At 49.8% G+C, this 25161-nt stretch carries 25 protein-coding genes and 1 pseudogene; 11 read left to right on the top strand and 15 right to left on the bottom strand.

Going from position 1 to position 25161, the window contains the following annotated elements; translation table 11 throughout:
- Positions 1 to 540 precede the first annotated feature (540 nt).
- Positions 541 to 981 (bottom strand): GNAT family N-acetyltransferase, encoded by a 441-nt coding sequence (locus tag PCO85_08415; GenBank protein ID WJV55401.1) that lies wholly within the window; start codon positions 979 to 981, stop codon positions 541 to 543.
- Positions 982 to 1143: 162 nt separating this feature from the next.
- Complete coding sequence (locus tag PCO85_08410) at positions 1144 to 1842, bottom strand: DJ-1/PfpI family protein (protein WJV55400.1); 699 nt, start codon at positions 1840 to 1842, stop codon at positions 1144 to 1146.
- Positions 1843 to 1949: 107 nt separating this feature from the next.
- Between PCO85_08410 and PCO85_08405 the strand changes: the two genes are divergently transcribed.
- Positions 1950 to 2918 (top strand): GlxA family transcriptional regulator, encoded by a 969-nt coding sequence (locus PCO85_08405; protein ID WJV55399.1) that lies wholly within the window; start codon positions 1950 to 1952, stop codon positions 2916 to 2918.
- A 77-nt stretch (positions 2919 to 2995) separates the two neighbouring features.
- Here PCO85_08405 and PCO85_08400 read toward each other — a convergent pair whose 3' ends face one another.
- Positions 2996 to 3337, bottom strand: coding sequence for a GlpM family protein (locus PCO85_08400; GenBank protein WJV55398.1), 342 nt, complete (start codon positions 3335 to 3337; stop codon positions 2996 to 2998).
- 231 nt (positions 3338 to 3568) lie between these two features.
- Between PCO85_08400 and PCO85_08395 the strand changes: the two genes are divergently transcribed.
- Positions 3569 to 3739: a hypothetical protein gene (locus PCO85_08395; protein WJV55397.1), complete on the top strand. Its 171-nt coding sequence runs from the start codon at positions 3569 to 3571 to the stop codon at positions 3737 to 3739.
- 187 nt (positions 3740 to 3926) lie between these two features.
- Here the strand turns inward: PCO85_08395 and PCO85_08390 are convergent, their stop codons facing one another.
- The 7 genes from PCO85_08390 to PCO85_08360 form a co-directional block, all read right to left on the bottom strand.
- The gene (locus PCO85_08390) at positions 3927 to 4388 is read right to left on the bottom strand and encodes an Hsp20 family protein (protein ID WJV55396.1); all 462 of its coding nucleotides are present in this window, start codon (positions 4386 to 4388) and stop codon (positions 3927 to 3929) included.
- A 204-nt stretch (positions 4389 to 4592) separates the two neighbouring features.
- Positions 4593 to 5903, bottom strand: coding sequence for an allantoin permease (locus PCO85_08385; protein WJV55395.1), 1311 nt, complete (start codon positions 5901 to 5903; stop codon positions 4593 to 4595).
- A gap of 102 nt (positions 5904 to 6005) precedes the next feature.
- Complete coding sequence (locus PCO85_08380; GenBank protein WJV55394.1) at positions 6006 to 6983, bottom strand: biotin-dependent carboxyltransferase family protein; 978 nt, start codon at positions 6981 to 6983, stop codon at positions 6006 to 6008.
- Positions 6973 to 7854, bottom strand: coding sequence for a carboxyltransferase domain-containing protein (locus PCO85_08375; GenBank protein WJV55393.1), 882 nt, complete (start codon positions 7852 to 7854; stop codon positions 6973 to 6975). The genes PCO85_08380 and PCO85_08375 overlap by 11 nt, the downstream gene beginning before the upstream one ends.
- 1 nt (position 7855) lies before the next feature.
- Positions 7856 to 9244, bottom strand: coding sequence for an acetyl-CoA carboxylase biotin carboxylase subunit (locus PCO85_08370; protein ID WJV55392.1), 1389 nt, complete (start codon positions 9242 to 9244; stop codon positions 7856 to 7858).
- Between the two features lie 33 nt (positions 9245 to 9277).
- Complete coding sequence (locus PCO85_08365; GenBank protein WJV55391.1) at positions 9278 to 9526, bottom strand: acetyl-CoA carboxylase; 249 nt, start codon at positions 9524 to 9526, stop codon at positions 9278 to 9280.
- A 19-nt stretch (positions 9527 to 9545) separates the two neighbouring features.
- Positions 9546 to 10337 (bottom strand): 5-oxoprolinase subunit PxpA, encoded by a 792-nt coding sequence (locus PCO85_08360; protein ID WJV55390.1) that lies wholly within the window; start codon positions 10335 to 10337, stop codon positions 9546 to 9548.
- Positions 10338 to 10465: 128 nt separating this feature from the next.
- Here PCO85_08360 and PCO85_08355 point away from each other — a divergent pair, with 128 nt between their 5' ends.
- Positions 10466 to 11380 (top strand): LysR family transcriptional regulator, encoded by a 915-nt coding sequence (locus tag PCO85_08355; GenBank protein ID WJV55389.1) that lies wholly within the window; start codon positions 10466 to 10468, stop codon positions 11378 to 11380.
- A gap of 60 nt (positions 11381 to 11440) precedes the next feature.
- Here PCO85_08355 and PCO85_08350 read toward each other — a convergent pair.
- Positions 11441 to 11672 (bottom strand): annotated as a pseudogene (locus PCO85_08350) (MFS transporter).
- A gap of 138 nt (positions 11673 to 11810) precedes the next feature.
- Between PCO85_08350 and PCO85_08345 the strand changes: the two are divergent.
- Complete coding sequence (locus PCO85_08345) at positions 11811 to 12305, top strand: MarR family transcriptional regulator (protein ID WJV55388.1); 495 nt, start codon at positions 11811 to 11813, stop codon at positions 12303 to 12305.
- A 68-nt stretch (positions 12306 to 12373) separates the two neighbouring features.
- Here PCO85_08345 and ompX read toward each other — a convergent pair whose 3' ends face one another.
- Positions 12374 to 12889: an outer membrane protein OmpX gene (gene ompX, locus PCO85_08340; protein ID WJV55387.1), complete on the bottom strand. Its 516-nt coding sequence runs from the start codon at positions 12887 to 12889 to the stop codon at positions 12374 to 12376.
- Between the two features lie 373 nt (positions 12890 to 13262).
- On the opposite strand from ompX, the gene rhtA reads away from it, so the two are divergent.
- From rhtA to glnQ, 5 genes are all read left to right on the top strand, one after another.
- Entirely contained in the window at positions 13263 to 14141 is an 879-nt protein-coding gene (gene rhtA / locus PCO85_08335; GenBank protein WJV55386.1) for a threonine/homoserine exporter RhtA, read from the top strand.
- A gap of 580 nt (positions 14142 to 14721) precedes the next feature.
- Complete coding sequence (dps, locus tag PCO85_08330) at positions 14722 to 15225, top strand: DNA starvation/stationary phase protection protein Dps (GenBank protein WJV55385.1); 504 nt, start codon at positions 14722 to 14724, stop codon at positions 15223 to 15225.
- Between the two features lie 391 nt (positions 15226 to 15616).
- Positions 15617 to 16360, top strand: a complete 744-nt coding sequence (glnH, locus tag PCO85_08325) for a glutamine ABC transporter substrate-binding protein GlnH (GenBank protein WJV55384.1) — start codon at positions 15617 to 15619, stop codon at positions 16358 to 16360.
- A 26-nt stretch (positions 16361 to 16386) separates the two neighbouring features.
- Complete coding sequence (gene glnP / locus PCO85_08320) at positions 16387 to 17046, top strand: glutamine ABC transporter permease GlnP (protein ID WJV55383.1); 660 nt, start codon at positions 16387 to 16389, stop codon at positions 17044 to 17046.
- Entirely contained in the window at positions 17043 to 17765 is a 723-nt protein-coding gene (glnQ, locus tag PCO85_08315; GenBank protein ID WJV55382.1) for a glutamine ABC transporter ATP-binding protein GlnQ, read from the top strand. The genes glnP and glnQ overlap by 4 nt, the downstream gene beginning before the upstream one ends.
- 98 nt (positions 17766 to 17863) lie before the next feature.
- On the opposite strand, the gene PCO85_08310 is transcribed toward glnQ, so the two are convergent.
- A complete protein-coding gene (locus PCO85_08310; GenBank protein WJV55381.1) occupies positions 17864 to 19732 on the bottom strand; it encodes a M3 family metallopeptidase in 1869 nt (622 codons plus the stop codon).
- A 45-nt stretch (positions 19733 to 19777) separates the two neighbouring features.
- The gene (gene ybiB / locus PCO85_08305) at positions 19778 to 20743 is read right to left on the bottom strand and encodes a DNA-binding protein YbiB (GenBank protein ID WJV55380.1); all 966 of its coding nucleotides are present in this window, start codon (positions 20741 to 20743) and stop codon (positions 19778 to 19780) included.
- 292 nt (positions 20744 to 21035) lie between these two features.
- Here ybiB and PCO85_08300 point away from each other — a divergent pair, with 292 nt between their 5' ends.
- Positions 21036 to 22514: a SulP family inorganic anion transporter gene (locus PCO85_08300; GenBank protein WJV55379.1), complete on the top strand. Its 1479-nt coding sequence runs from the start codon at positions 21036 to 21038 to the stop codon at positions 22512 to 22514.
- Positions 22515 to 22580: 66 nt separating this feature from the next.
- Here the strand turns inward: PCO85_08300 and dinG are convergent, their stop codons facing one another.
- Positions 22581 to 24701, bottom strand: a complete 2121-nt coding sequence (dinG, locus tag PCO85_08295) for an ATP-dependent DNA helicase DinG (GenBank protein ID WJV55378.1) — start codon at positions 24699 to 24701, stop codon at positions 22581 to 22583.
- 200 nt (positions 24702 to 24901) lie between these two features.
- Here dinG and PCO85_08290 point away from each other — a divergent pair, with 200 nt between their 5' ends.
- Entirely contained in the window at positions 24902 to 25009 is a 108-nt protein-coding gene (locus PCO85_08290) for a hypothetical protein (protein WJV55377.1), read from the top strand.
- Positions 25010 to 25161 lie beyond the last annotated feature (152 nt).

The following is a 25161-nucleotide window of genomic DNA, read 5'->3' as shown; positions in this document are numbered from 1 at the left end:
AAACTACCGGGCACAAAACAATCTGGACAAAGAGCCATCTGGCAGGACTGTTCGTAAACTAAAAGCAGATGAATATCCCAATGCGCCAAAAAAGTGCACATCCCCAAATAGGGATGTTGAAAGGCACCAAAATGGGGCATCGTTTTTAATTGTCAGCGTTAAACCTATTTCCTCGCGGTAATCGCCAACGAAGTTGACACCCTTATTTGCTTTTACGCTGTGGATTTCAGCCTGGTTTCTGGCTTGTCCGGATTCAACATCACTACCTCAACTCGTTGTCATTGACGGCATGAAGTTGACCACCGTTCACGTAATACGTTGCGGTCCGCGGCTACGGCCCCGGTGATGCACCTGACTCTGTCGCCGCAGTACATACCATGACTATCTGATGCTCTTCTTCGGCGCTCAGTTTATTGACCGGTACCGGACACACTGCTGTGGATCGATGGTCTTCAGCTTGTCCATTCCAGCGCCGCCAGGTACTTAGGCTGACGGGTATCCGTTTGCGGCGTCTGAGTGTTCTGGATAAAGCCCTTTAACCTATTGCTGTGGTGTAAAGGAGAAACGGTACACGTTGCTCTCCCGCCGCTCAAAACCAAGCTTCTGATATAAAGTGTTGGCGGCCTCCCGCGACGGACGGGAAGTTAAATCCACTGTTCTCGCTCCAGCCTCTTGCGCAAGTCTCAACGCTTCTCGTGTCAGCATTTCCGCGAAGCCCTGCCCCCGGTGCTCAACATCAACAACGACATCTTCGATCATTGCTCTTATTCCCGTAGGGATTTCAAAGAGCACAAGCGTCAACATGCCAACGTAGGCACCGTCTTCTAAACGGGCGACGAGAAGAATTGTCGCAGAAGATTCTACAATTCTGGCGATCCTGTCGAGTGTTGGAGTGGCGGACGTAGTTGATAATTGAGATACCAACTGCGAAATCAGTCTCGTCACGGTTGGCGTCGCCTCTGTCACAACTTCAATCTTCACAAACCATTCCTCCAACTTTCTGAAACCCGCAATGATTTTAGCAATTAGTGTCTGCAACGATAAACCGCTAGTGCTTTAATTTGATGCCTACCCTGCGGTTTCTTTCGCCGACGCCCGTCTCATGAGAGACGAAACACGCCACACTTGGCAAACGCCACATATTTATCCCACCCGTAATCTACGCGCGGCCTCCCGCACTTCATCCTGTCGCTGTGGCGCTATATGCGCCATGGACTCTGTGTAGAGCGCTAACACATCGGCTGGCGCAGTTTCGGGTCGTCCGGCATTGAACGGGGGTTCCGGCGCATATTCCAGCCGCAGTTGTATAGACTGGGCTACGGTATCTCCGGCAATCTCGGCCAACACGGTCAAAGCAAAATCAATGCCTGCCGTCACCCCACCACCGGTGATAAGCCGACCATCGCGTACTACACGCGCGGCGTCAGGAATAGCACCATACAGTGGCAGTAGTTCGCGCAAAGCCCAGTGACAGGCGGCATGTTTGCCCTGTAAAAATCCCGCGGCCCCCAGGATTAGCGAACCGGTACAGACCGATGTTACATACTGAGCACTGTGACCTAGACGCCGGATGTGGCCAATAAACTCCGCATCCAGCGATATCTGTGTAGCGGTCAGTCCACCAGGTACGCATATCAAATCACAGCGGTCTATGTCGGCCAGCGGTACGGTATTGGCAAATGCCAACCCACCGCACAGCACAGTGCCACCATATAAGCTAGCCACCTGTGTTTCAGCATTCGGCAAACGCGATATGAATTCATAAGGACCGATAAAGTCTAAGGGCGTCATACCTGGGTAAATGACAAACACGGTGCGAAAATTGGCTTGGGACATATTCATATTGAACTCCTGGAAAACGGATTACGCTTCTTACCTGCCGATATACTATCTGTTGACAGGTTGGCTTAGATGACATAAATACCTATTTTTCAGCCAACATTATGCCTATGAAACGCATCATCGCCTTTTTCCTGTTCGACGGTTTCCAGATGCTGGATGCTGCCGGGCCGATTGCCGCATTTGAAATGCCCACACGCTTCGTCCAGCCCGCGCCTTATACGCTCAAGCTATTGTCACGCGATGGAGGTCTGATCACTAGCTCTTCGGGCGCAGCAATGCAGACTGAACCCATGCACCAGATCCGCAATATCGACACGCTGATTCTGGCTGGCGGCATCGGTATACACGAAGCGGCTCAATGCCCAGCCACGTTGGCATTTGTGCGCCACCAAGCTGAGATAGCACGCCGCATGTGCAGCGTGTGCTCAGGCGCATATCTTCTGGCGACAGCAGGTTTGTTGAACGGTAGGCAGGCCACCACGCACTGGCGACGCACCAAAGATTTTTCCCAGCGTTTTCCCAAGGTGCTTTTTCGCCCGGATCAGATATACACCCAAGACGGCAAATTCTGGACATCGGCAGGCATCACCGCAGGTATCGACCTGGCTTTGGCATTGATCGAAGACGACCTGGGAGCAGAACTGTCCAAACAAGTTGCTCAACAACTCGTGGTTTACCACCGGCGTGGCGGCGGACAGTCCCAGTTCTCTGCCCTACTCGAATTTGACACCCCTGGCAGCCGCTTTTCCGCACTTTTCCCGTGGATTCGCGAGCACATTGCCGAGTGTCTGTCGGTGCAACGTTTGGCAGAACACGCTTGTATGAGCGAACGCAACTTCGCCCGTACATTCAGGAACGAGACCGGTATCACACCGGCCAAAGCCGTGGAGAAAATCCGCCTGGAACTTGCTCGCAACCTGATCGAATCAACGCAGAAACCGATAGAAGCTATCGCAATCCAAACCGGATTTGTCGACGCCGAACGTATGCGTAAAGCTTTTCTGCGCATCTATGGGCAGCCACCGCAGAGCGTGCGGCGTGCAGCACGTGCGCAAGCAGGAGACACATCAACCTGACTGCCGAAAACTATAGCGCGACAGGTGCCACTGATCTGTAATGTCTGGTATCGGGTTACACGCCGGTTACGGTCATACTATACGGCGTGATACCAACTCCACATTTTAATCAACAATGCGGCAGAAACACTCCAGCACACCACAGCGGCGATGAGTGCCTGCGGAAGGCGCATCATCGTCGTCAAGTAGTACAGGGAAATGAGATAGATAAGATAGGGAATGACCGACCAGATACCAAAAAGGATCGTCGCGCGCAACGCATCTATTCCGCGTTCAGCACCCACAATATAATGTGCAATAAGGGCAAAAGTAGGAAATAGGGGAATCAGCCCGGCGATATAGTAATTACGTGTTTTTGCCAGTACACCAATCAACAAAACAACAAGTGCACCAAGAACAGCTTTGATAAGCAGCGACATACTTTATTTTCATTCCGTTGGACAATCCCTATTTTTAACAGAAATGTGCCCACAGAAAAGTGAAAATTGCGCTCAGATCGTTTCTGTTCAACCCCGCAGAATAAATTCAATAAATAAAACATCGGTTCATTTTTATAATACTTTGATCCCGCTCCGTTTTTTATGTCGAATGATTGACTACGCTTAACCTCCTTAGCAGAAAAAAACATTGAATAACAAGGAGTATTGAACGTGAGCCTGACTCGTTTTCCCCTCGCGGCAACAGCGGTGTCGGTATCCCTGCTACTCGCTGCCTGTAGCAATTCGCAACCACATGACACCGTTAAACCGCTATCTCCGGGAACAGCTACCCGCCCGGTGCTTTCCTCTCAGGAAGCCGAGCCGTTTACTCTACAACACTAATGACCAGACATAACACCGGATTACCGGCCTCAAAATGAGGTGAAAATAAAAAACACACCATTCACTATCAACCAGTGAATGGTGTGATGATAGATACCTTGTAACAAGCCCCGGCAACTACCGGAGCCATAGCAGTGATATCAATACTTTTTAACGCTTAGTGCCAATGCACATCATCCGTTGGTATCTATGAAACGCTCTCATGATGTTTTTCAATAGCAATTTTTTTCGGTTTTTCATCTTCCTTGATTTCCTGCAGCAGGTTTACTGTCAGTAATCCACTGTCCAGATGCGCGCCTTCAACTTTGACATGATCCGGCAGCGAATAACGAACACTAAAGTCACTACGGCTGATACCACAATGCAGCCAGCCATCTTTCTCCTTCGTGGACGTTTCTTCTTTGTGTTTACCGGAAATAAGCAGTTGCCCATTGTTGATGCTGACTTCCAGATCTTCATCACGCCAGCCAGGTACACTGAGTGTGATGTCGTAGTGGGTATCGTCGAGTCGGCGGATGTCATAAGACGGCGTGACGGATAAAGGCGTATCGCCTGTCAGCTGGCTGAACAACCGGTCTATACGGTCAAATCGGTCAGAGAAGAGTGAATCGGCAAACGCCGGAAATAAAGACACTGATTTGAATGCCATGGTTAACCTCCTGAATCGCAAAATACACATTCAAAAGTGCAAACCGCAAGGCAACGAAATTGTCTTGCCCTCACTCAATAAGATAATAGTGATTGTGAGACTTTCAAGTCCGTATGATTAAAATTATGCAGAGTACCCTCACCAGTATAAGGCACAGGCATCCCTGCCTATGGTCCGTGCCCATCATTGATCTTATGCCATTAATTAAACCTGCTGGCTACGTGGCCAAACGCAGTACAGCACCAGCGCGGTCAGAAACGTCACCGGAGCAGAAAATGATTGCCACAGCGTGCTGCCATGCATCAGCACAATACCCGCGACCACACTGAGAAACCAGGCGCTCAGCCCATGCAGGTTGACGGTTTTTTCCGTAGGTTTAGGTAACGACGAAAACTGGCGAGCGGAAAAAATATGCCCTAACGCCACACCAACCCATGCCACAACAAAGACACCCTGATAGGCCAGCGCTTGCAGAATATAGGCAAAGATATCGGCCAGCATCAATACATATACCGCCACACCAACCACACAGGCCCAGACTATTTTGCGATAGCGAATACGTAACAACCGATCGAAAAATACCTGCATATTTACCGTTGCCAGATAGTAGTTGGCAGTGTTGATACGGGTTTGAGTAATCCAGACAAACAGTAACCCCCATAACCCCAGTAAATTCAGGATCGCCACCACCACCGCCGTTTCACTGACACCACCTTGGTGGGCCACGCTACTGACCAGATAAATTCCGGCTATACCATTCAGCAAAAAGGTGATGAGATAAAATGGCATGCCAAAGTTGAACCGTGCATGGTAATGGCTGTCATCCTTTTTACCAAACCTGGCATAATCAAAGGTATACATCATCAAGACCCATACCCCCATGTAGTAAGTGAAGCAATTCCACCACCCATTAGCTGGAGGGGAAGCCGGCCCGAATTCCAGCCACTGTGGCTGATAACCATAATGATTAATGGACACCAGGACCGTAAGTAGCAGGCCGATAAGATAGAACGGCAACAGCACACCGTTGAATTTATCCAGCCAGTGCTGCACGCTACCGAAAATCAGCGGCACGCTGTAAAGCACCACCACCAGCGCCGCCCAGTGATAAGCTACTTGTGGGAACAGATGATTGATGGCAAAGGCGATAACCGACCCTTCAAACACCGCATAGTAAATGGCAGTAGAGAAGAAAATCAGCGTGGCAAGCGCTGACCCCATACGGCCGAACAGCAGATTGGAAAACAGGGCTACCGACAATCCGCTGCGGATGGCAAAACGGCTGATCGTCCCATTAACCAGACCATAGCTCACCACCGATAGTGCCATACCAATGATGGCGTTTTTCGCGCCATAGCTCAGTGCCAGCGACGCCCCGACCACAATGTAGAAAATGGCACTGCATACTGCCCACCAGGCCATAGTCAGAGACAGTTTTCCCATTCGCTCTGCCCCAGTCACGGTTTCAGCGGAAATGGCGGAATAGGCCTCTTGCTCATGGGATAAATCAGCCATTGCAAACCTCCGGATACGCGGTTGAACATCATTTAAGGTCGAAAAAATCCGCAGTTTGGGCAGAACCAAAACTGACAAAAAACATTCGGATGAATTAGAAGATCACGCTATGAAAAGCTGCTCCAACCGCTGCAAACGGTTTTGGTATTGCTGTCGGGCCACCAGTGCTTCTTCAAGACTGACCGGCACAAAACGTACCTGGTTATGCGGTTGTAACTGCCCGACACTATCCAGATCGGCACTGATAACCGTGCCCAGCGTCATGTAGCCACCACCAGAAACCGCGTCACGTAACAGAATAATCGGCTCCAGACCACCGGGAACCTGAACAGACCCGATCGGATAGCAGGCATCAACGATATTGGAAGGATCCGATCCCGCGCCAAAAGGCGGCGTGCGGGGCTCAAACACCAGTGGTGCGCCGCCTTTCAACCGATAACCGATACGATCGGCTTCGGTACCCACGGACCAGCTATCAGCAAAAAATTGTGCTACCGCCGCGGCTGTTAAACGATGAATGTACAACCCGGTCACCATGCGCAGCTCGACCGCTTTGGCAAATGTTGGAATGAAATCGTCAGGCACGCTAGCGCCTGCCTTTGCCTTCATCCCTGCCATCCCAACCGCCAGCGTATCGTTAATCATCAAACGGCGTCCCTGATACCCCCCCAACGCCCCTAACGTATAGGTGGAACGGCTGCCCAGGGCTTGTGGCACGTCAATCCCTCCGGCTACCGCCAGATAGCTGCGGCAGCCTGCCACGGCGTAATCGAAACGCAATATCTGCCCAGCCTTCACGCTGAAAGCGGTATGCATCGGCATCTCTGTACCGTCGAGCTTTGGTTTCATCGACGCACCACACAATGCCACCAGCCCATCACCGGTAAACTCCAGTTCCGGTCCCAGCAAGGTTAATTCCAGTACTGCGGCCTGTTGCGGGTTCCCCACCAACAGATTGGCCATACGCAGAGAATACTGATCCAGCCCGCCTGATGGCGGGATACCAAGATGGTAATACCCTTCCCGGCCGGTATCCTGTACCGATGTTGCCAGCCCGGGTTTGAGGACATTAATCTGCATACAGAACCTCCTGAAGATAGTGCTTGTACCCCGTAGGATCGGCGGCAAATTTATCCAGCTCAAAAGTAACCGGACGAATACGCAGACGGAACGTTCCGTCCTCCACCTCATGGATGGCCTGCTCATAAGCGAGTTGATCGATGGGCTTGAACTGTACGATGTCGCCAGTCCGGAAAAACACCAGTAACTCGCTGAAGTAATCCAACCGCTGTTCTGGGTCATAGATAGGTGCCGGTGTCACACCAAATAACTGATAACCACCCGCGCCCCGTACCGAATAGATACAGCCGAAACAGCCGCCGTGCCCCACTGACAGCCGAGGCGTGTCAGTGCGCGGTCGCAAGTATTTCGGTACCTCAATCTGCTGTGCCCGTTCCACCATCTGAAACATGAAGGGTAATCCGGCGACAAACCCCACCATGGAGACAAACCACGGCGTACCACTGTGGGCGGCGATGAAAGCCGCAACATCTGGATAGCCATTACTGCGTGCCGCGTATTCCAGATCGGTTACGGTGGGATCCTGATGACGATCCCGAAAACGCATCAGCGTTTCCCGCGTCCAGGGGTCGTCATATAACACCGGAATTTCAATGATGCGGGTTTCAAGCCGATTAACCGTCTGTGCCTGGTTTTCTGCCTGCTGCACCGCCTCCAGCAATGCCTGCGGCGCGATGATGTCCGGATTAAAGCGAATCTGAAAGGACGCATTGGCCAGACAAATATCCAGTATGCCGGGAATGGCCTGTCGCTCCATAGCGCGGGTAATCGCCATCCCACGGAAGAATGCGGGTAGAGACATCGATTCATCTACTTCAGCGAATAGATGCTCATCCCCACCGAAGGTGTAGCGTATTGTGGCGTTTTCCATATCAGGCCTCCTGAGATATCGGGCTCTTGGTGTCCACACGCTCTTTCAGCCAGGCTTCCAGCGTAGTGGTATCGAACTGCCCAGCCCGCAGACGTGGATCGGCAATCAGCCATTGATGCAGTGATTGTGTCGTCGTGATACCGGTCAGTTTTAGCTGATGCAACGCCCGCTCTGCTCGTGCGATAGCTTGCTGACGATCACGACCATGCACGATCAGCTTGGCTAGCAGGGAATCATAATATGCGGGAATCCGGTAACCGCTGTACAGATGACTATCAACCCGGACCCCCTCGCCTTGCGGCCATACCAGCTTTTCCACCATGCCGGGACACGGGAAGAACCCTCGATCAGGGTCTTCGGCATTAATTCGCATTTCACAGGCGCTGCCGTTAATGGTGATAGCCTCCTGCGCCAACGTCAGCGGTTCACCCTGAGCGATACGTAGCATCCACTGCACCAGATCGACACCGGTGATCATTTCCGTCACCGGGTGTTCCACCTGAATACGAGTATTCATTTCAATAAAATAGAACCGGCCGGTGGCGATATCGAACAGATATTCCAGCGTACCGGCACCGCGATAACGAATCTGTTGGGCCAGTTGTAACGCACTGTGGCAGATCGCCTCGCGTTGCGTCGGGGAAAGCGCGGGAGACGGTGCTTCTTCAAACACTTTCTGCCGCCGCCGTTGCAGCGAACATTCTCGTTCATATAAATGCACGACATGCTCGCCATCTCCCAGGATTTGCACCTCGATATGCCGGGCATGCTGGATAAAATGCTCCAGATAGACATCACCGGAGCCGAACGCGGCCCGGGCTTCACTCTGAGCAATAGGGAAATCACGTGTCAAATCGGCAGCATTGTGAGCGATGCGGATTCCCCGCCCACCGCCACCAGCCGCCGCCTTGATCAGCAACGGATAACCAATTTCTTCTGCACACCGTAACGCGGCAGTGACGGTGTCCAGCGCCTTATCGGAGCCGGGAACCACGGGTACGCCCGCCGCCTGGGCAGTACGTCTGGCGACGGCCTTGTCACCCATCATACGAATGGTATCAGGCGTCGGCCCGACAAAAATGTAGCCAGCCTTTTCCACTGCCTCGGCAAAATCAGCGTTTTCGGCAAGAAAACCATATCCCGGATGAACAGCGTCGACACCACATGTGCGGGCTCCCTGGAGCAGCGCTTCACTCTTTAAATAACTTTGATCCGCTCGGGCTGGACCAAGAATATAAACTTCATCGGCAAGACGGGCAGGCAGAGAATCGGCATCCGCTTCGCTACAGGCGGCGACAGTAGCAATACCCAGGCTTTTGGCGGCACGGATGATACGTACAGCGATTTCGCCACGATTGGCTATCAGTAGTTTTCTTATTGGTATATTCATCTCTACCTCTGCAATAAATCTTTATTGTTGTAATTATCTATCAGTTTTTATGATGGCAATAACTTGTCCCGGTTCAACAGCTTCACCATTGGAAACCTTAAACATAATGAGACGTCCATCCTGTTCAGCATAAATTTCACTAAACTGTTTCATGACTTCAATTAAACCAATAACCGTATTTGGCGTGACTACATCATTTTCTTCAATATACACTGCCACATCCGGGGCAGGTTGCCGGTAGAAAATGCCGGGTAAAGGAGAACAGATTTCATATTCTTTCATTACCAATGATTCCTCTAATTTAGTTATCAGATACCTGATTAAAAATTGCTTTTACTGGAGATTTAATTTCAATATCAGCATTAATTAATACTTCTCGCGTGGTTTTAATTAATGCCAATGCGCCGGGGGTATCACTGTGAATACAGACCGAATCAAATGTAATTGGGATATCATCCCCCTCGATGGTACGAACTTTCCCTTCCAGGCAGGCGCGCAGCACTCTCTTCGCCGCCTGCTCCGGGTCAAGTGCCTCAACCCGGCGGGTGAAAACAATTGAACCACTTCGGTCATAATCCCGGTCACCATAAAATTCACAGATAACAGGATGTTGTGATTCTTTCGCTGCATGCCACACCGCCGAACCATGCATACAGAACAACAGGAGACCTGGCGCTAATGCATGCAGGGTTTCTACAAAAACCTGTGCTGCCTGAGAATCTTTTGCCAGATGCATATAAAGCGCGCCATGTGGCTTGATATGTTGCAATGGCAATTGATATAAATGGGAAAATTCCCGCAACGCTCCCAGCTGATAAATAATATCGTTCACCACTTCTTGTGGCTGAATATTGATATGCCGCCGACCAAAACCCACCAGATCGCGAAATCCAGGATGTGCGCCAATAGCCACTTCATGATATTTTGCCAATGCAACGGTCTCTCGCATGATATTGGGATCCCCGGCATGAAAACCGGTCGCGATATTGGCGGAACTGATGAGAGACATAATGTCTTTATCAACACTATCACCAATGATCCACGGCCCAAAGTTTTCACCCATATCAGAATTAAGATCGACTGCACGTTTCATAATTATTTCTTATTTGTGATAGATTTGTTTAAAAATAATATAAAGTGAATTTTTTATATTCGGAAAGACGTATTTTCAGATAGCAGAGTATCTGAAAAACAGATGGCTCGTTCATCGGAGAAAACATCATGATTACGCTGCGCCAAATCCGGTATTTTGTCGCCACCGCTGAAATGGGACAAATATCTCAGGCCGCCATTCAGTTGAACATTTCCCAGTCAGCGGTCACCGCTGCCATACAGGAGCTGGAAAGTTTATTGGGGAAACCGCTGTTTCTGCGCTCAGTACATGGTATGACACTGACGGAAAACGGTAGCTATTTTCTCAATCATGCCTATTCCATTCTACGCAGCGTGGACGATGCCACTAACATCCCACTGACCGACAACCGTATCAGTGGAACATTGAGGATAGCGGCCAGCTACACGGTGATGGGGTATTTCCTGCCATTTCACTTACAGCGGCTCTCTTATGGGTTCCCGCATGTCAATATCAATCTGTATGAACGGGAACGCCGTGATATTGAGCAGGGCCTGATCAATCGCGCGTTGGATCTTTCTCTGGTATTGACGGCAAACCTCACGCATCCGGAAATTATCTCTGAAACCCTGTTCAATTCCGAACGACGACTATGGTTACCCAGCCGTCACCCATTATGCGAAAAAGCGGAAGTCAGTCTTGAGGATGTGGCAAAAGAACCCTTCATCATGCTGACAGTTGATGAAGCCGATCACAGCGCCATGCGCTACTGGGATCTCAATGGTCTCCAGCCACGGGAGATGCTGCGCACCAGTTCCGTCGAGGCGGTACGCAGCATGGTGGCGAATGGCCTGGGGGTAGCCATTCTGTCTGATCTGGTCTACCGCCCATGGTCACTGGAAGGTCGACGCATTGAAACCCGTTCGCTCAAGGATACCGTGCATCCAATGAGTGTCGGATTAGCCTGGCATCGTGACGCTGAATTTACCCCACCCATGCAGGCAATTCGGGAGTATTTCCGTAATGCGTTTCTGACACCGCACCTTAATTTTTCACGACGGTGACAACGCTCGGCGCAATTGACGATACAGAATCGTCTAATGTGATGACCCTTCCATCAGGCATCAGACATACGCCGGCTTACGGGGGCCAAAACGCAGCGCCATCAACATCAGAACGATCACACCGGCAGTCAGTCATAATCACCCATGCCTGTTCCAGCCCGGTTGAATGCTGGCGAATAAAGCCGGCCACTAATGGCATCAGACTGGCAATAATGTAGCCTCCGCCTTGTACAACCTCCATTAACGCACCCGCCTGTTGGGGCATATCCACATTATCCAGCACAATAATCAGATAGTTATTACAATAAAAAGCTGAGAACGAGCGGTAAATTCTGTTGTCATGAGCATTCTTAATGGCGTGAGTCGATAACCTTGCTGGTTCAGACTTCCATGTCTTTCCACAAAGAATCTTAATATCAAGATAAATACCATGACTAACAGAGCAGATATTGCATTTGCACAATGGCAACGGGAAAGACCCGATGTGGATCCCTTTCCCATGCGACTGATTAGCCGCTTATATGAGGCATCGTTGCGCATCGAACGTGACTACATCAATCCGCTTTTTACCCGTTTTGACCTGCGTTCCGGTGAGTTTGACGTACTGGCGACACTACGTCGCTCTGGTGCACCTTTTGCACTCTCACCCACTCAGCTTTATGAGGCACTAATGCTCTCATCCGGGGGAATGACCAATCGTATCGACCGGTTGGAAGACGCGTTGCTGGTCAGCCGCCAACGCAATCCGCAAGATCGACGTGGGACGCTGGTGGAATTAACTGAAAAAGGGTTACAACTGGTAGATGAACTACTGGAATTACATGTCGATAACGAGCGCCACGTATTGTCAGTGTTGAACGGGGAAGAACAACAGCAGTTGGATAACCTACTGGCAAAATTGGTGGCTGGATTAACTCAGGCATAAAAAAATCCGCTCATTAAGAGCGGATTTCACATACTTACACTCAACACGTACAAGTGTAGTAACGTTATTTAGAAGCGATAACCGACGCCTACATTCCAACTGCCGATATCAACGCTACGGACACGGCTTTGTTCATAACCCACATCCAGTGCAACGTCTTCCCTTGGGTTGAACTGCAAACCAGCACCATAGACAAAACCAACGTCACTGGTACTGTGGTTAGCACCCCCCCCCGTTGCATTGTTAGTGAACTTACCGGCACTTATCCCAATAACACCGTAGATGCTTGCCCAATCATTAATACGGTAAGCAGGACCGGCACTCAATCCATAGTACTGACCTTTCTGGTAGATACCACCAGTAGTCTGGCTATCATCCAGATAAGTGAATGAGCTAATAACACCCAATGGGCTATTATCAAACTCATAACGGTATTTCAGGTTAAAACCAGGGGCTTTATTTATTACGCTCTGCATATCACCTTGAGCATAACCTAACGATACAGTACTTTGACCCGCAACTGCGGAACCAGCACTGGCGGCCAAAACACAGGCCAAAGCAGAAAGACACGCGATCTTTTTCATATACAGCCTCGAATTCATCTTATGAAAGAATACTTACGCGCTATAAATATAACAAAAAAATAAGCACTTGGTTGCCTGGCAAATATTTTCCAAACCGGGAAAACATGTAACAAAAATTATCAAATTCAAGATATCCATATGATTTTAATTGATTTTTAATCATAATATTTAAATAAATACTTAATTTCTTGATAGCAAAAAAAACAGATAAATCTTAATTTTTCGCTTAGTTTTCAATCTGAAACTTATATTATGAAAATTTTCTCCAAACAGAGAGTAAATTAAAGTCAACAAGAGTAAACTGAATCTGAATAACTTGTTTATTTATGTAAAGTCCGATTTTTATTAATTGCTCACTATTAAGGCCCCATGGATGACCTTATTCCCCACCCTGCGAACGTCCGTTTTACTCCCTGTATTGCTGATTTTTATCTCCATGCTATCCATTCAGAGCGGAGCTGCTCTGGCTAAAAGCCTTTTCCCACTTATTGGGGTATCGGGCGTGACCGCATTGCGCCTGGGGTTTGGGGCGTTGATTCTTGCTGCCATCTTTAAACCCTGGCGAATGCACTTTGGCTCTAACCGTCTGCCACTACTCGTTTACGGTATCACGCTAGGGGGAATGAACTATTTATTTTATCTTTCCCTGCGCACTGTTCCACTCGGTATTGTCGTAGCACTGGAATTTACCGGTCCTCTTACCGTCGCTATTTTCTCTTCCCGACGACTCTTCGATTTTCTGTGGGTCATACTGGCGATTGCCGGATTATGGTTGTTATTGCCTCTGGGGCAAAATCTGGGCAGCATATCTCCCCGTGGGGCCGCCTATGCCATCGGTGCCGGAGCCTGCTGGGCATTTTATATTCTGTTTGGACAGAAAGCTGGTAATAACCACGGTGCGGGTAGTGTCGCTATCGGAGCCTTAATTTCTGCGCTGGTTTTTTGTCCACTGGGTATATTTTTTTCCGATGCCAACTTGTTTTCTTTCTCGGTCTTGCCTATGGGAATCGGGGTGGCGATCCTCTCCACGGCACTGCCTTATTCGCTGGAAATGATAGCCTTGACACGTCTGCCGGCACGAACATTCAGTACATTAATGAGCATGGAGCCCGCGATTGCCGCTCTCTCCGGCATTCTGTTTCTGGGAGAGCATCTCATCCTGACCCAGTGGATAGCGTTACTGTTTATCATCATAGCTTCATTGGGTACCACGCTGACAATAAAAAAACCGAATCGAGCCAAGGAGAGCTGAAATAACCAATAGATTTCCCTATAACACAATCTATAGGGAAACCTCAATATCTGCCCTTTCATATAAAAAATAAACTTAACATTCAGATATTGAGACTAATAAATAAGCTGAATATGTCTTGGTGCAATTATTTTTTCATCAATATAAAAAATGGATTAATGTTACTTGACATCACCTATTAATTTATTTACTCCGTTATTGTTCTTGTCAATCTATCTCAGCATGTCATCATATCACCTCACCATATAAATGTAATATAGGACAATAGGCCACAAATAAAACAATGACTGGTAATAGAAAGAACAGTAATTAACTCATTGTTAATAATGGTAAATTATAACGCAACGATTAGTAATGTGAAAAAATATCCTGCTGGATGTCAGTCCTTCGCGACACATGATAAAAATCAAATTCATGGGGAAGAAAAAATAACGCCACAGACTATTTGTATAATAGGTGATTCTTTGCGAACAAGACTGACAGAGTTGCTATAATTAACCATGTTGAACAGCAGAATTATGAACAATCAGAGCCGGTTGAAATTGAACTGGCAGTTAATAAAATTAAGAGGGTAACAATTATGCGTACAGCTAAACTGGTAAAATCAGCCCCTTCACAATTCGTTTACACCCGGAATGACCTGGACGATGACGTTAAAGCCTCAACCATCAAACTGTTAAACCAACTGGTGATAGACTTTATCGATCTGTCACTGATCACCAAACAGGCTCACTGGAATATGCGTGGTGCCAATTTCATCGCTGTACATGAAATGATCGATACCTTCCGCGATGCCATTATCATCCACCTGGATACTTTCGCAGAACGTGTGGTACAGATCGGTGGTATAGCAACCGGCACGGTACAGGTGATTAATGAAAAAACCGCCCTGAAGAGCTATCCGACTGATATCCACAGCGTGCAGGATCATTTGAAAGCGCTGGCAGAACGCTATGCCGTCGTCGCTAACGACGTCCGAAAAGCTATCAGTAAAGCGAAAGATGAGGATACTGCCGATATGCTGACCGCTGCGTCTCGCGATTTGGATAAGTTCTTGTGGTTTATCGAAGCGAACATTGAATAACTATCCTAAAATAAATCATGGTCCAACGGTCATCTGCCGTTGGACAACACTTATTCAACCATCAGAAAAACCTACTTTTAGCTAGGTTAACCCTCTATCCTGCCAGCCTTTATGTACAAAAAATTAGCTTTTACCCACAATATTGCGATGTAACGCAAATCAACGGTTGTTTCCCCACTACAATTTAGTTAATCATAGCAGCGCGATACATAGGTATTTATGATGGCAGACGTTTCCTCCAACTTGTTATCTGTGCACGCGATAAAAACAATCAGGTTAAACACCATCTTTGACCACTAACCCCAGATGTTCACCACCGTGTCCGCTCTCTGCGGCTGGAGTGATGCAACCTATAAAATCGGGGCTCTTACAACCAATAGGAAGTATGTTGATGAAATCACTACTCAAAGCTTCAATTGCCGCCCTCGCGCTGGCCTTTAGCCTTTCCAGTCAGGCAGCAGATAAAACACTGATCGTTGCAACCGATACCGCGTTTGTACCGTTTGAGTTTAAACAGGGCGATAAATATGTTGGTTTTGATATCGATCTTTGGGATGCCATTGCCAAACAACTGAACTTGAATTACACCCTAAAACCGATGGATTTCAGTGGCATCATCCCAGCACTACAAACCCGTAATATCGATCTTGCCCTGGCAGGTATCACCATTACGGAAAATCGCAAACAGGCCGTTGATTTCTCGGACGGATATTACAACAGTGGTTTGATGGTGATGGTCAGATCCGATAATCATGACATCAACGGCGAAAAAGACCTGAATGGTAAAATTCTGGCAGTGAAAAGCGGCACCGGCTCTGTGGATTATGCCAAGGCCAATATCAAAACCAAAGATCTGCGCCAGTTCCCGAACATCGATAACGCCTATCTGGAATTAGCCACCCATCGTGCTGACGCGGTGCTGCATGATACCCCTAACATCCTGTATTTCATCAAGACTGCCGGTAATGGTAAGTTTAAAGCGGTAGGCGGATCCATTAAGGCACAACAGTACGGCATTGCCTTCCCGAAAGGCAGCGATCTGCGTGAAAAAGTAAACGGTGCGCTGAAAACCCTGCGTGAAAATGGTACTTATGCAGCCATCTATAAAAAATGGTTTGGCGTAGAACCTAAATAACCACCGTTTGTTGCTGGAGAAATTTAATGCAGTTTGATTGGAGTGTCATCTGGCCATCGATTCCCCTCTTGCTGGAGGGGGCAAAAATGACCCTGCTGATTTCAGTACTGGGTCTGTTCGGCGGACTGGTTATTGGTGTGCTTGCGGGATTTGCCCGCGTCTACGGCGGTAGAGTGTCCAGCCATATCGCGCTGGTATTTATCGAGATTATCCGCGGTACGCCGATTGTTGTTCAGGTCATGTTCATCTATTTCGCATTGCCGATGATTCTGACGTCTATCCGCATCGACCCATTTTCCGCCGCGGTGGTGACCATCATGATTAACTCGGGAGCCTATATTGCGGAAATCACCCGTGGTTCGGTGCTGTCGATCCATAAAGGTTTCAGCGAAGCGGGTCTGGCGTTAGGCCTGTCCCGCCGCGACACACTGCGCCACGTCATCGCCCCACTGGCATTGCGCCGCATGTTACCGCCTTTGGGTAATCAATGGATTATCAGCATCAAGGATACTTCGCTGTTTATTGTTATCGGTGTGGCGGAACTGACCCGTGAAGGGCAGGAGATCATCGCCGGTAATTTCCGAGCCCTGGAAATCTGGAGTGCGGTAGCAGTGATTTACTTGATCATCACACTGACACTGAGCTTTATTCTGCGACGTCTGGAAAGAAAACTTAAAATTATATGATTGAATTTAAAAATGTTTCCAAACACTTTGGTCAGACAAAGGTTCTGCACGATATCGATCTGAAAATTGACCAAGGTGAAGTGGTCGTGATCATTGGGCCGTCAGGTTCCGGTAAATCCACGCTGTTACGCTGTATCAACAAGCTGGAAGAGATCACCAGCGGTGACTTGATTGTAGATGGTTTGCACGTCAATGATCCTCACGTGGATGAACGCCTGATCCGTCAGGAAGCGGGCATGGTATTTCAGCAGTTTTATCTGTTCCCACACCTGACGGCACTGGAAAATGTAGCGTTTGGGCCCATCCGGGTGCGGGGAGCCAGCAAGGAAGAGGCTAAAAAGTCGGCCCTCGAATTGCTGGCTAAAGTCGGGTTGTCCGAACGCGCACATCACTATCCATCTGAACTTTCCGGCGGTCAGCAGCAACGTGTGGCGATTGCCCGTGCGTTGGCGGTGAAGCCCAAGCTGATGCTGTTCGATGAACCGACATCCGCGCTGGACCCGGAATTGCGTCATGAAGTGCTGACGGTAATGAAAGATCTGGCCGAGGAAGGGATGACCATGGTTATTGTGACGCACGAAGTGGGCTTTGCCCAGAAAGTGGCGTCACGTTTGATCTTCATTGATAAAGGTCGTGTTGCTGAAGATGGTGACCCGGAGACGCTGGTCGCCAACCCACCCAGCGACCGTCTGCGTGAATTCCTGCAGCACGTTTCCTGACCACATTCTTCCTCCCAGATATCCCCGCACTCCTGCGGGGATATGTCGCTTTCGGCTTAACATTTTGATCTGAAGATATCGCTACAGCACAGATACTTTCATTCCGCCGTAGCCGGATATTCCTGTTGTATCACCTCGGCAAAATCACGGCACATCACGTCATCGCCATGCAGATTATCTGCCAGCACCCGCTCACCATCCACTACCCGAATTCTGGCATTCAGATTAAAGTCCGCTGCTGGCTGAGGACGTTTCGCCGCCGCAGTGATAGTCGCTTCAGCCGCTTGCCAGACATCATCCACTGTCTGGTTACAAACCGTCGCCAGATAATCCGGGTTAAATCCTTCACCGGTCAGGCTACGTAGAGTGTCGTCATGACTGACGCTATTACCTGGATTCCAGTAATGACGAGCTAGATCCGGACCAATCAGCGGATTGTCCGTCAGGTAGCCATCGCGTTGCAGGAAGAAATGGCGCGTTTGTTCAACGGCCATCAATGCCAGCAAGTATCCCTGATACGAACAGGCGGACTCCATTGACAGCAAATGCGGGATCGCCAGCGTAGGACGTGGGCTGCCGTCGATGCCCAAAATACGCCGTTCCGTATCCCGCGCCAGCTCGGTAACCGCCTGCGGTGTGAGCTGGTCATCGTCCCAGGAATAGAGCTGCCATTCAAAATAGGGCACCAGCAGAATATGCCGCTCATTAAACGCTCGCATGGGTTGACGAGTGCGGATATCCGCCTGAATTAGCGCATCGGGGATCACATCGCCCTGAACATTGGTGGCGTAGCGCTTTAACCAGTCCGCATCCTGCAACAAACTGTCGCAAAACATTGATTGTGTCTCGGCATACGCCATCGACGTTGGCGGAAACTCTTGAGAGAAACAGGGGGCATTCTGGCGAATATTGGCAAAATGCGCCGCATGCCCGCCTTCGTGAAATAACGTATTGATGCCATTTGCCCCACTGCCGATCTGGTCTGGTTTCGCCAGGCTGGTAAAATTGATACGCGCTGGCACCCAGTGCCCTTGCTGAATAAACGGTGGCACCGGTTCGTGCATAAACCCGTTTTCATATTTGCCTTTGCGCACCAGCAGATCGAGCCGCATGTCGGCACCATTAAAACCGATGTGCAGACGTTTGAAACTATTTACCCAACGTTCAAGTGATGCGGCAAACGGGAAGTAAGGATCGAGCTGACGGGTCACATCCCCTGAACTGGTATAACGGACATTCCAGGGTTGCAATGCGTCTTCCCCATTTTCCGCCGACAGTTGACGCAGACTACGCAGATTGGCGTCGCGGGTTCGCGCTTCAAAGCGGTCCAGAATGGCAAAGAGTTGCTCTGGCGTCATACGCTCGGTCTTATTGACCTTGTAATCGAAGTAATTGCGATAGCCCATCTGACGTGCAAAACGATTACGCAGGCTGACCAACGCCAGAAATCCATGCTGTAATAACCACTGCTCCAGATCCCGTAATGCCTGCTGCGAACTACGACGAGAGGCTTCGTTATCGTTGGTGGCCTGATTGGTTAGCAACTCGCCCAATGAAGCCTCAACCCGCTCACCCTCCTCATTCAGATGGGTCATCTCATAGGTTTTACGTTGGGAATACAGCGTATTTTCCGCTGAGATAAGCTCATCCAACAGGGATTGTGCCTGAGGATCTTCAATCACATTACAATCGAAAAAACGATACCAACCGCGTAAGCCGTGTAACAACGCTGCGTTATCCACGGTATGCGGTGCCGCCTCCAGCGTGGCAATATGCGCACGCAATGTCGCCAATTGTTGTGGTTGTGAGATAAAACGCTTGTAGGCACTCTCCGCCTCGGCAAAACGAGCCGCCACATTGTCGTTGCCGGTTCCCATATAGTATTGCCAGAACAGATCTTCTTTAGTCTGGTGCACCGCAAGATAGTCGCGGTTCAGCGCATTGAAATAATCCACTACCTGTTGCATGACTGATCCTTCTCTTATTTTTGCCGCTGAGGGAAATATTCACCTTCAGCCCAGTTGCTTTATGATGGCGGAGGCGGCCTGCTCCATCGTGGATGCAGCCCCGCTTGCCACCAGGCAACAAGCCAGTTGCAGACGAATTGCCAGCGGTATGGCCTGTTCCCCCGCCAGGCATTGTGCCGTCCAGCGGGCTGTCGTCTCGGCGTCTTTTGTGGCGGGCAGCGCATCGGCAGCCACCACGATATCCTGCCGCAATTGCAGTACCTGTTGCTGCTGATGGATGAAATGTATCTCCGGACAACGCTCGGGATGGGCGTACACTTCCCCTTCCGTACCGTGCATCAACAACGCCCGTCCACCCATATTCTGAAAAAATGAGGCCACCCGTGTCACATATTCCGGATGAGACACACTGGCCAACCGAAGCGCCGCCGCTTCAGCAAACGGGGTTGCTATTTTCGCCAGCGTATGCGCACTGTTTCGCACCCCCATCCGCCAGCGGAAATTCAGTTGTCGTTCCATCGGCGGACACAGGACGGATACCGGCATAAACACGGGCTTCCCACTGTCCAGCCGCTTCTGCGCCTCTATGTTGTCCTTTACCGGCATCACCCCCAACTCATGCAGAATTTCCGCACTGGTCACCCGGGTAGGATCCTCACTAACGCCGTGGATCAGCACCGGGAAACCGAGCTTTGATAGTAGTAACGCCAGCAATGGCGTCAGACAGGCCTGCTTGCGCGCGCCGTTATAGCTGGGAATCACGATGGGTGGTAAGCGCTGCGCGGGAGGGTTCAAATGCAGAGTCTGCTCACACATTGCCTGATAAAAACCACGCATCTCGGCGTCTGACTCCCCTTTGATACGAAACGCGATCAATAATCCCCCCAACACCAGTTCAGGAACCTGATCGTTGAGCATCTCACGGTAAAGTTCGTAGGCGGTAGTCTGGTCTATATCTCGGGCGTGCTGTTTGCCGCGCCCGACTTCTTTGATAATTTTAGTGAAATCCATGATGCGTCTCATCACTAATACGGTAGTCAATCGGCTAACTGCGAAAATACCATGTTTTTATTTGATCCGTGTCACCAAAGCCATTATTATCGCCCGCGCATTAATAACAACCTATTAACGATTTATCTTTTATGCGTATTTCGCCACGCTGATCCATCCTTTTTTACAAACTGTACGCCCACACGTAACCATTTTGCGCGCAACATGCGCCTGTCGCCGATGAATCGGCGCCAACCGGCAGACCAGTCGGTGTATTGATAATCGCTTTATTAACCAACAAGGCCTTATGACTATGTTGTTGTCTTCAAACCGCCAGGACTGGCTTGGCAATATCCGTGGCGATATTCTGGCGGGTATCGTTGTTGCTCTGGCGTTGATTCCAGAATCCATTGCCTTTTCCATTATTGCTGGTGTTGACCCTAAAATCGGGCTATATGCCGCATTCTGCATCACTATCGTGATCGCGTTCATTGGTGGCCGTCCCGGCATGATTTCTTCCGCTACCGGCGCCATGGCGCTACTGATGGTCACGCTAGTGAAAGAACATGGACTAGAATACCTGTTTGCCGCGACGCTGCTGGCGGGTATGCTGCAATTTCTGGCCGGTTATCTGAAGCTGGGCAGTCTGATGCGCTTCGTCTCTCATTCGGTGATTGTCGGGTTTGTGAACGCACTGGCTATCCTGATTTTCATGGCCCAGCTACCTGAACTGACGCATGTTGGCTGGCCGGTTTATGCCATGACAGCGCTGGGACTCGCCATTATTTATCTCTTCCCCTTTATCACCCGTAGCATCCCATCTCCGCTGGTTTGCATTATCGTGTTGACGATCCTGTCACTCAGCCTGGGGCTGGATATTCGAACCGTGGGCGATATGGGCCAGCTACCGGATACACTGCCGGTTTTCGCCCTGCCGGATATCCCGATAAACCTGCACACATTTGCGGTGATTTTCCCTTATTCCGCAGGGTTGGCCGCGGTCGGGCTACTGGAATCGATGATGACGTCCACCATCGTTGATGAGATGACCGACACGTCCAGCGATAAAAACCGGGAATGCAAAGCTCAGGGAATTGCCAACATGGTGACGTCACTGATGGGCGGAATGGCGGGTTGCGCCATGATTGGTCAGTCGGTGATTAATATTAAATCCGGTGGACGTGGACGCCTCTCGACGCTGACCGCTGGTGTCTTCCTGTTGTGTCTGGTCATGTTTCTGCGCGACTGGGTATCCCACATTCCGATGGCTGCACTGGTTGCCGTCATGATCATGGTATCCATCAGCACTTTTTCCTGGCGTTCCATCCGTGACCTGCGGACACATCCGGTTTCCACCAGCGTAGTGATGCTGACCACCGTCACGGTTGTAGTGACAACCCATAATCTAGCCTACGGCGTTCTGGTTGGTGTATTGATTGCGGGGATTAATTTCGCCAACAAAGTGGCTCAGTTTATGCTGGTAGACAGCGTTGTTTCAGAAAATACCCGACATTATCAGGTTAAAGGACAGTTGTTCTTCGCTTCTGCTGAACGATTTGCCAATAGTTTTGATTTTAATGACAGCATTAATCACATCGTTATCGATTTGCATCATGCACACTGTTGGGACATCACATCCGTCAGCGCACTGGATAAAGTGGTCATGAAATTCAGACGCCTGGGCAAGCAGGTTGACGTCACCGGATTAAACACCGCCAGTGCTACGATTGTCGATAAATTCGCCATTCATGACAAACCCATCGACGCGACGAAACTACTGGAAGAGCATTAACGGACATCACTACTAAGTACGTCGTCTTTTCAGGCACAACGGGCTACCAGGCAACGGGTAGCCTGTTTACGCATCGGCTTCACCCTCTTCCGGCATATCGCGCTGTTCAATTGGAAATACCGGCAACGCTGCCAGTAATTGTGCCCCATAACTTTTAGTCAGCAGACGACGATCGTAGATCACTATTTCGCCGAAACAATCATGACTGCGGATCAGTCGTCCCACCTGCTGGATCAATCTGAACGACGCACTCGGCAGACTCTGAACCACAAACGGATGGCGCTTCAGGCTTTTCAACCATTCGCCTTCGGTCAGGATCACCGGACTGTCAATCGGCGGAAAGGCTATCTTGTGAATATGCACTTGCGTTAATAGCTCACCTTTCAGATCCAGCCCTTCCGCAAAAGATTGTAGGCCGACCAGCACGCTGGTTTGCCCCTCTTCTACCCGCTGGCGATGCAGTTCCACCAATCGATAGCGAGGCTGGTCGCCCTGCACCAGCAGCATTAACCGCAAATCGGTCACTTGTATCAGAAACAGTTGCATAGCACGCTGGCTGGCAAACAGCATTAGCATGCCTTTATGGGTATTTTTTTGAAGTTCCGAGCGAAAAAAACGTGCCATTTCAGCAACATGTTGTGCTTCGCACGCCATCAGCGGCTCATAGCGCATTTTAGGGATCACTAACCGACCTTGCTCACGGTGATTAAACGGCGAATCCAGGGCAATAAACGTATCCCCCTCTTCTTCACTCAGCCCCGACAGCTCTTGCAAACGGGTAAAACTGTTCAGTGAGCGCAGCGTCGCCGAGGTCATCACGACATGAGAAAGATTGCGCCACAGTAATCGGTCAAGCTGGTCGCAAACACGGATCCCAGCACAATGCAGATAAAGATGCGGCTGGCCGTCCCACATCTCGCGGACAATCCACTTGGAAACCGGCGCATTGGAAGATTGCTCCAGCGCCGCCAGACGCCATAATTTACTCACCGTTTCCAGATAATTCAGGATCCGGCTCATCCGCAACATGGTGTGGTGTAATCGCACTATATCGTGCTGGCCGGTTTTTTCGCCCAGATCATTGAGCATGTACTCCGCCAGTCCGCGCAGACTGTCGGTCAGCTTGAACAGGCGGGAGCAGACATCGCTCATTTCTTCCGGCAATTTTCCCATTGGGAAACGATAATCCGCCGATACGTTGTCGACGGGCAGGAACGACACGCACATCTGCTCAAATATCTGCATCCGTTCCCGCACTTCACCACAATGCGCTAACAGCCGTTCGGCGTTAGCCAACCGAGGCGGCGATTTCGGCGCAAACTGTGCCATACAGATGCCCATTTGTTGCACCAGCTGTTCCAACTGGTACTGAGTCACGCTGTGGGTAATATCAGCGGATACTTCTAATGCATCCCGTGCAACATCAGGCACGTGATGCCCTTCATCCAATACCAGTAACAGATTTTTGGCGCTGGGTAACACCGAATCACTTTCCATCGCCGCCATCACCAAGGCATGATTGGTGACTACCACATCAGCCTCTTCAATCTCACGCCGGGCGATAAAAAACGGGCATTCGCGGAAATAGTGACAGTTACGCCCCAGACAGTTCGCCTTATCAGTGCTAAGCCTGGCCCACAGTCCATCAGCTATCGATGCCTGATAATGATCCCGAAGTCCGTCCCAGGTATGACTCTGCAAGGCTTTTGACAGTTTTGTGCAGATGACCTGCTCTTCGCGACTGGAAGGAACCCGTTCGTCATCCAGAAACAGGGTTAAATCCCCTTGTGCATCGACATCCGTCGCCATGACCGCCAGATTACGTGGACAGATATAACGTCCCCGACCAAACGCCGCCGTATATTTCAAGTCGGGAATGAACGACTTCAGCAACGGTAAATCCTTGCTAAAAAGCTGATCCTGTAGTGCAACATTGGCCGTACTGATCACCAGCGTTTTCAGTTCCGACCGACCGACCGCAATGCCTGGAATCAGGTATGACAGGGTTTTCCCCACCCCAGTCGGCGCTTCAATGACTAAATGGCGCGGATAATCGCCCGCCAGCGTTTTAGCCACTTCAGCTATCATCTGTCGCTGTGGAGTACGGGAAACAAAATCCGGAATTTGCTGCTGCAATGCCTTATACCATTGGCCGATCTGCAGTTTTAACGCGGGGGAAAGGGTCATGCCTGCTCAATATCAGTTAATTCAGCAGGCATTGTCCCACAGACGGCAGGTAATACGCCACTTTCGTTATGGAAGCGCAGGTTCACACCACGTCTTTACCACTGCGGATGATACGAATTCAAGAAACCGGCAACGGCAGTTTGCTTGTATCACCAGCGGAAGGCTTTATAATCCAGAGGAATTAACAAAAGGATAACCTGATGAGTTTAAGCAAGCTGGGTATGATCGGGCTATTTGCCCTGTGTGCATTGAGTGGTATTGGTGGCGTCATGCTGGTGGGTTATATCATTATTGTTCACAGCAACTGACCATACGATAACGGCAAACTCGTGTCTGAGGGGAAAAACTATTCAACCGCTATTGCCCCTGTACCATCATTCCTTGATGGCGTTTCCCGACCCCATCACGGTGGTCAGGAAACGGAACTGATAAAGGCATTAACGCCAAGAAAGGTGTTCAT

It is taken from the genome of Prodigiosinella aquatilis, from assembly GCA_030388725.1.
Lineage (GTDB): Bacteria > Pseudomonadota > Gammaproteobacteria > Enterobacterales > Enterobacteriaceae > Prodigiosinella > Prodigiosinella aquatilis.
The sequence above is the reverse complement of the archived record's forward strand: the minus strand, read 5'-3'. Positions and strand labels throughout refer to the sequence as shown.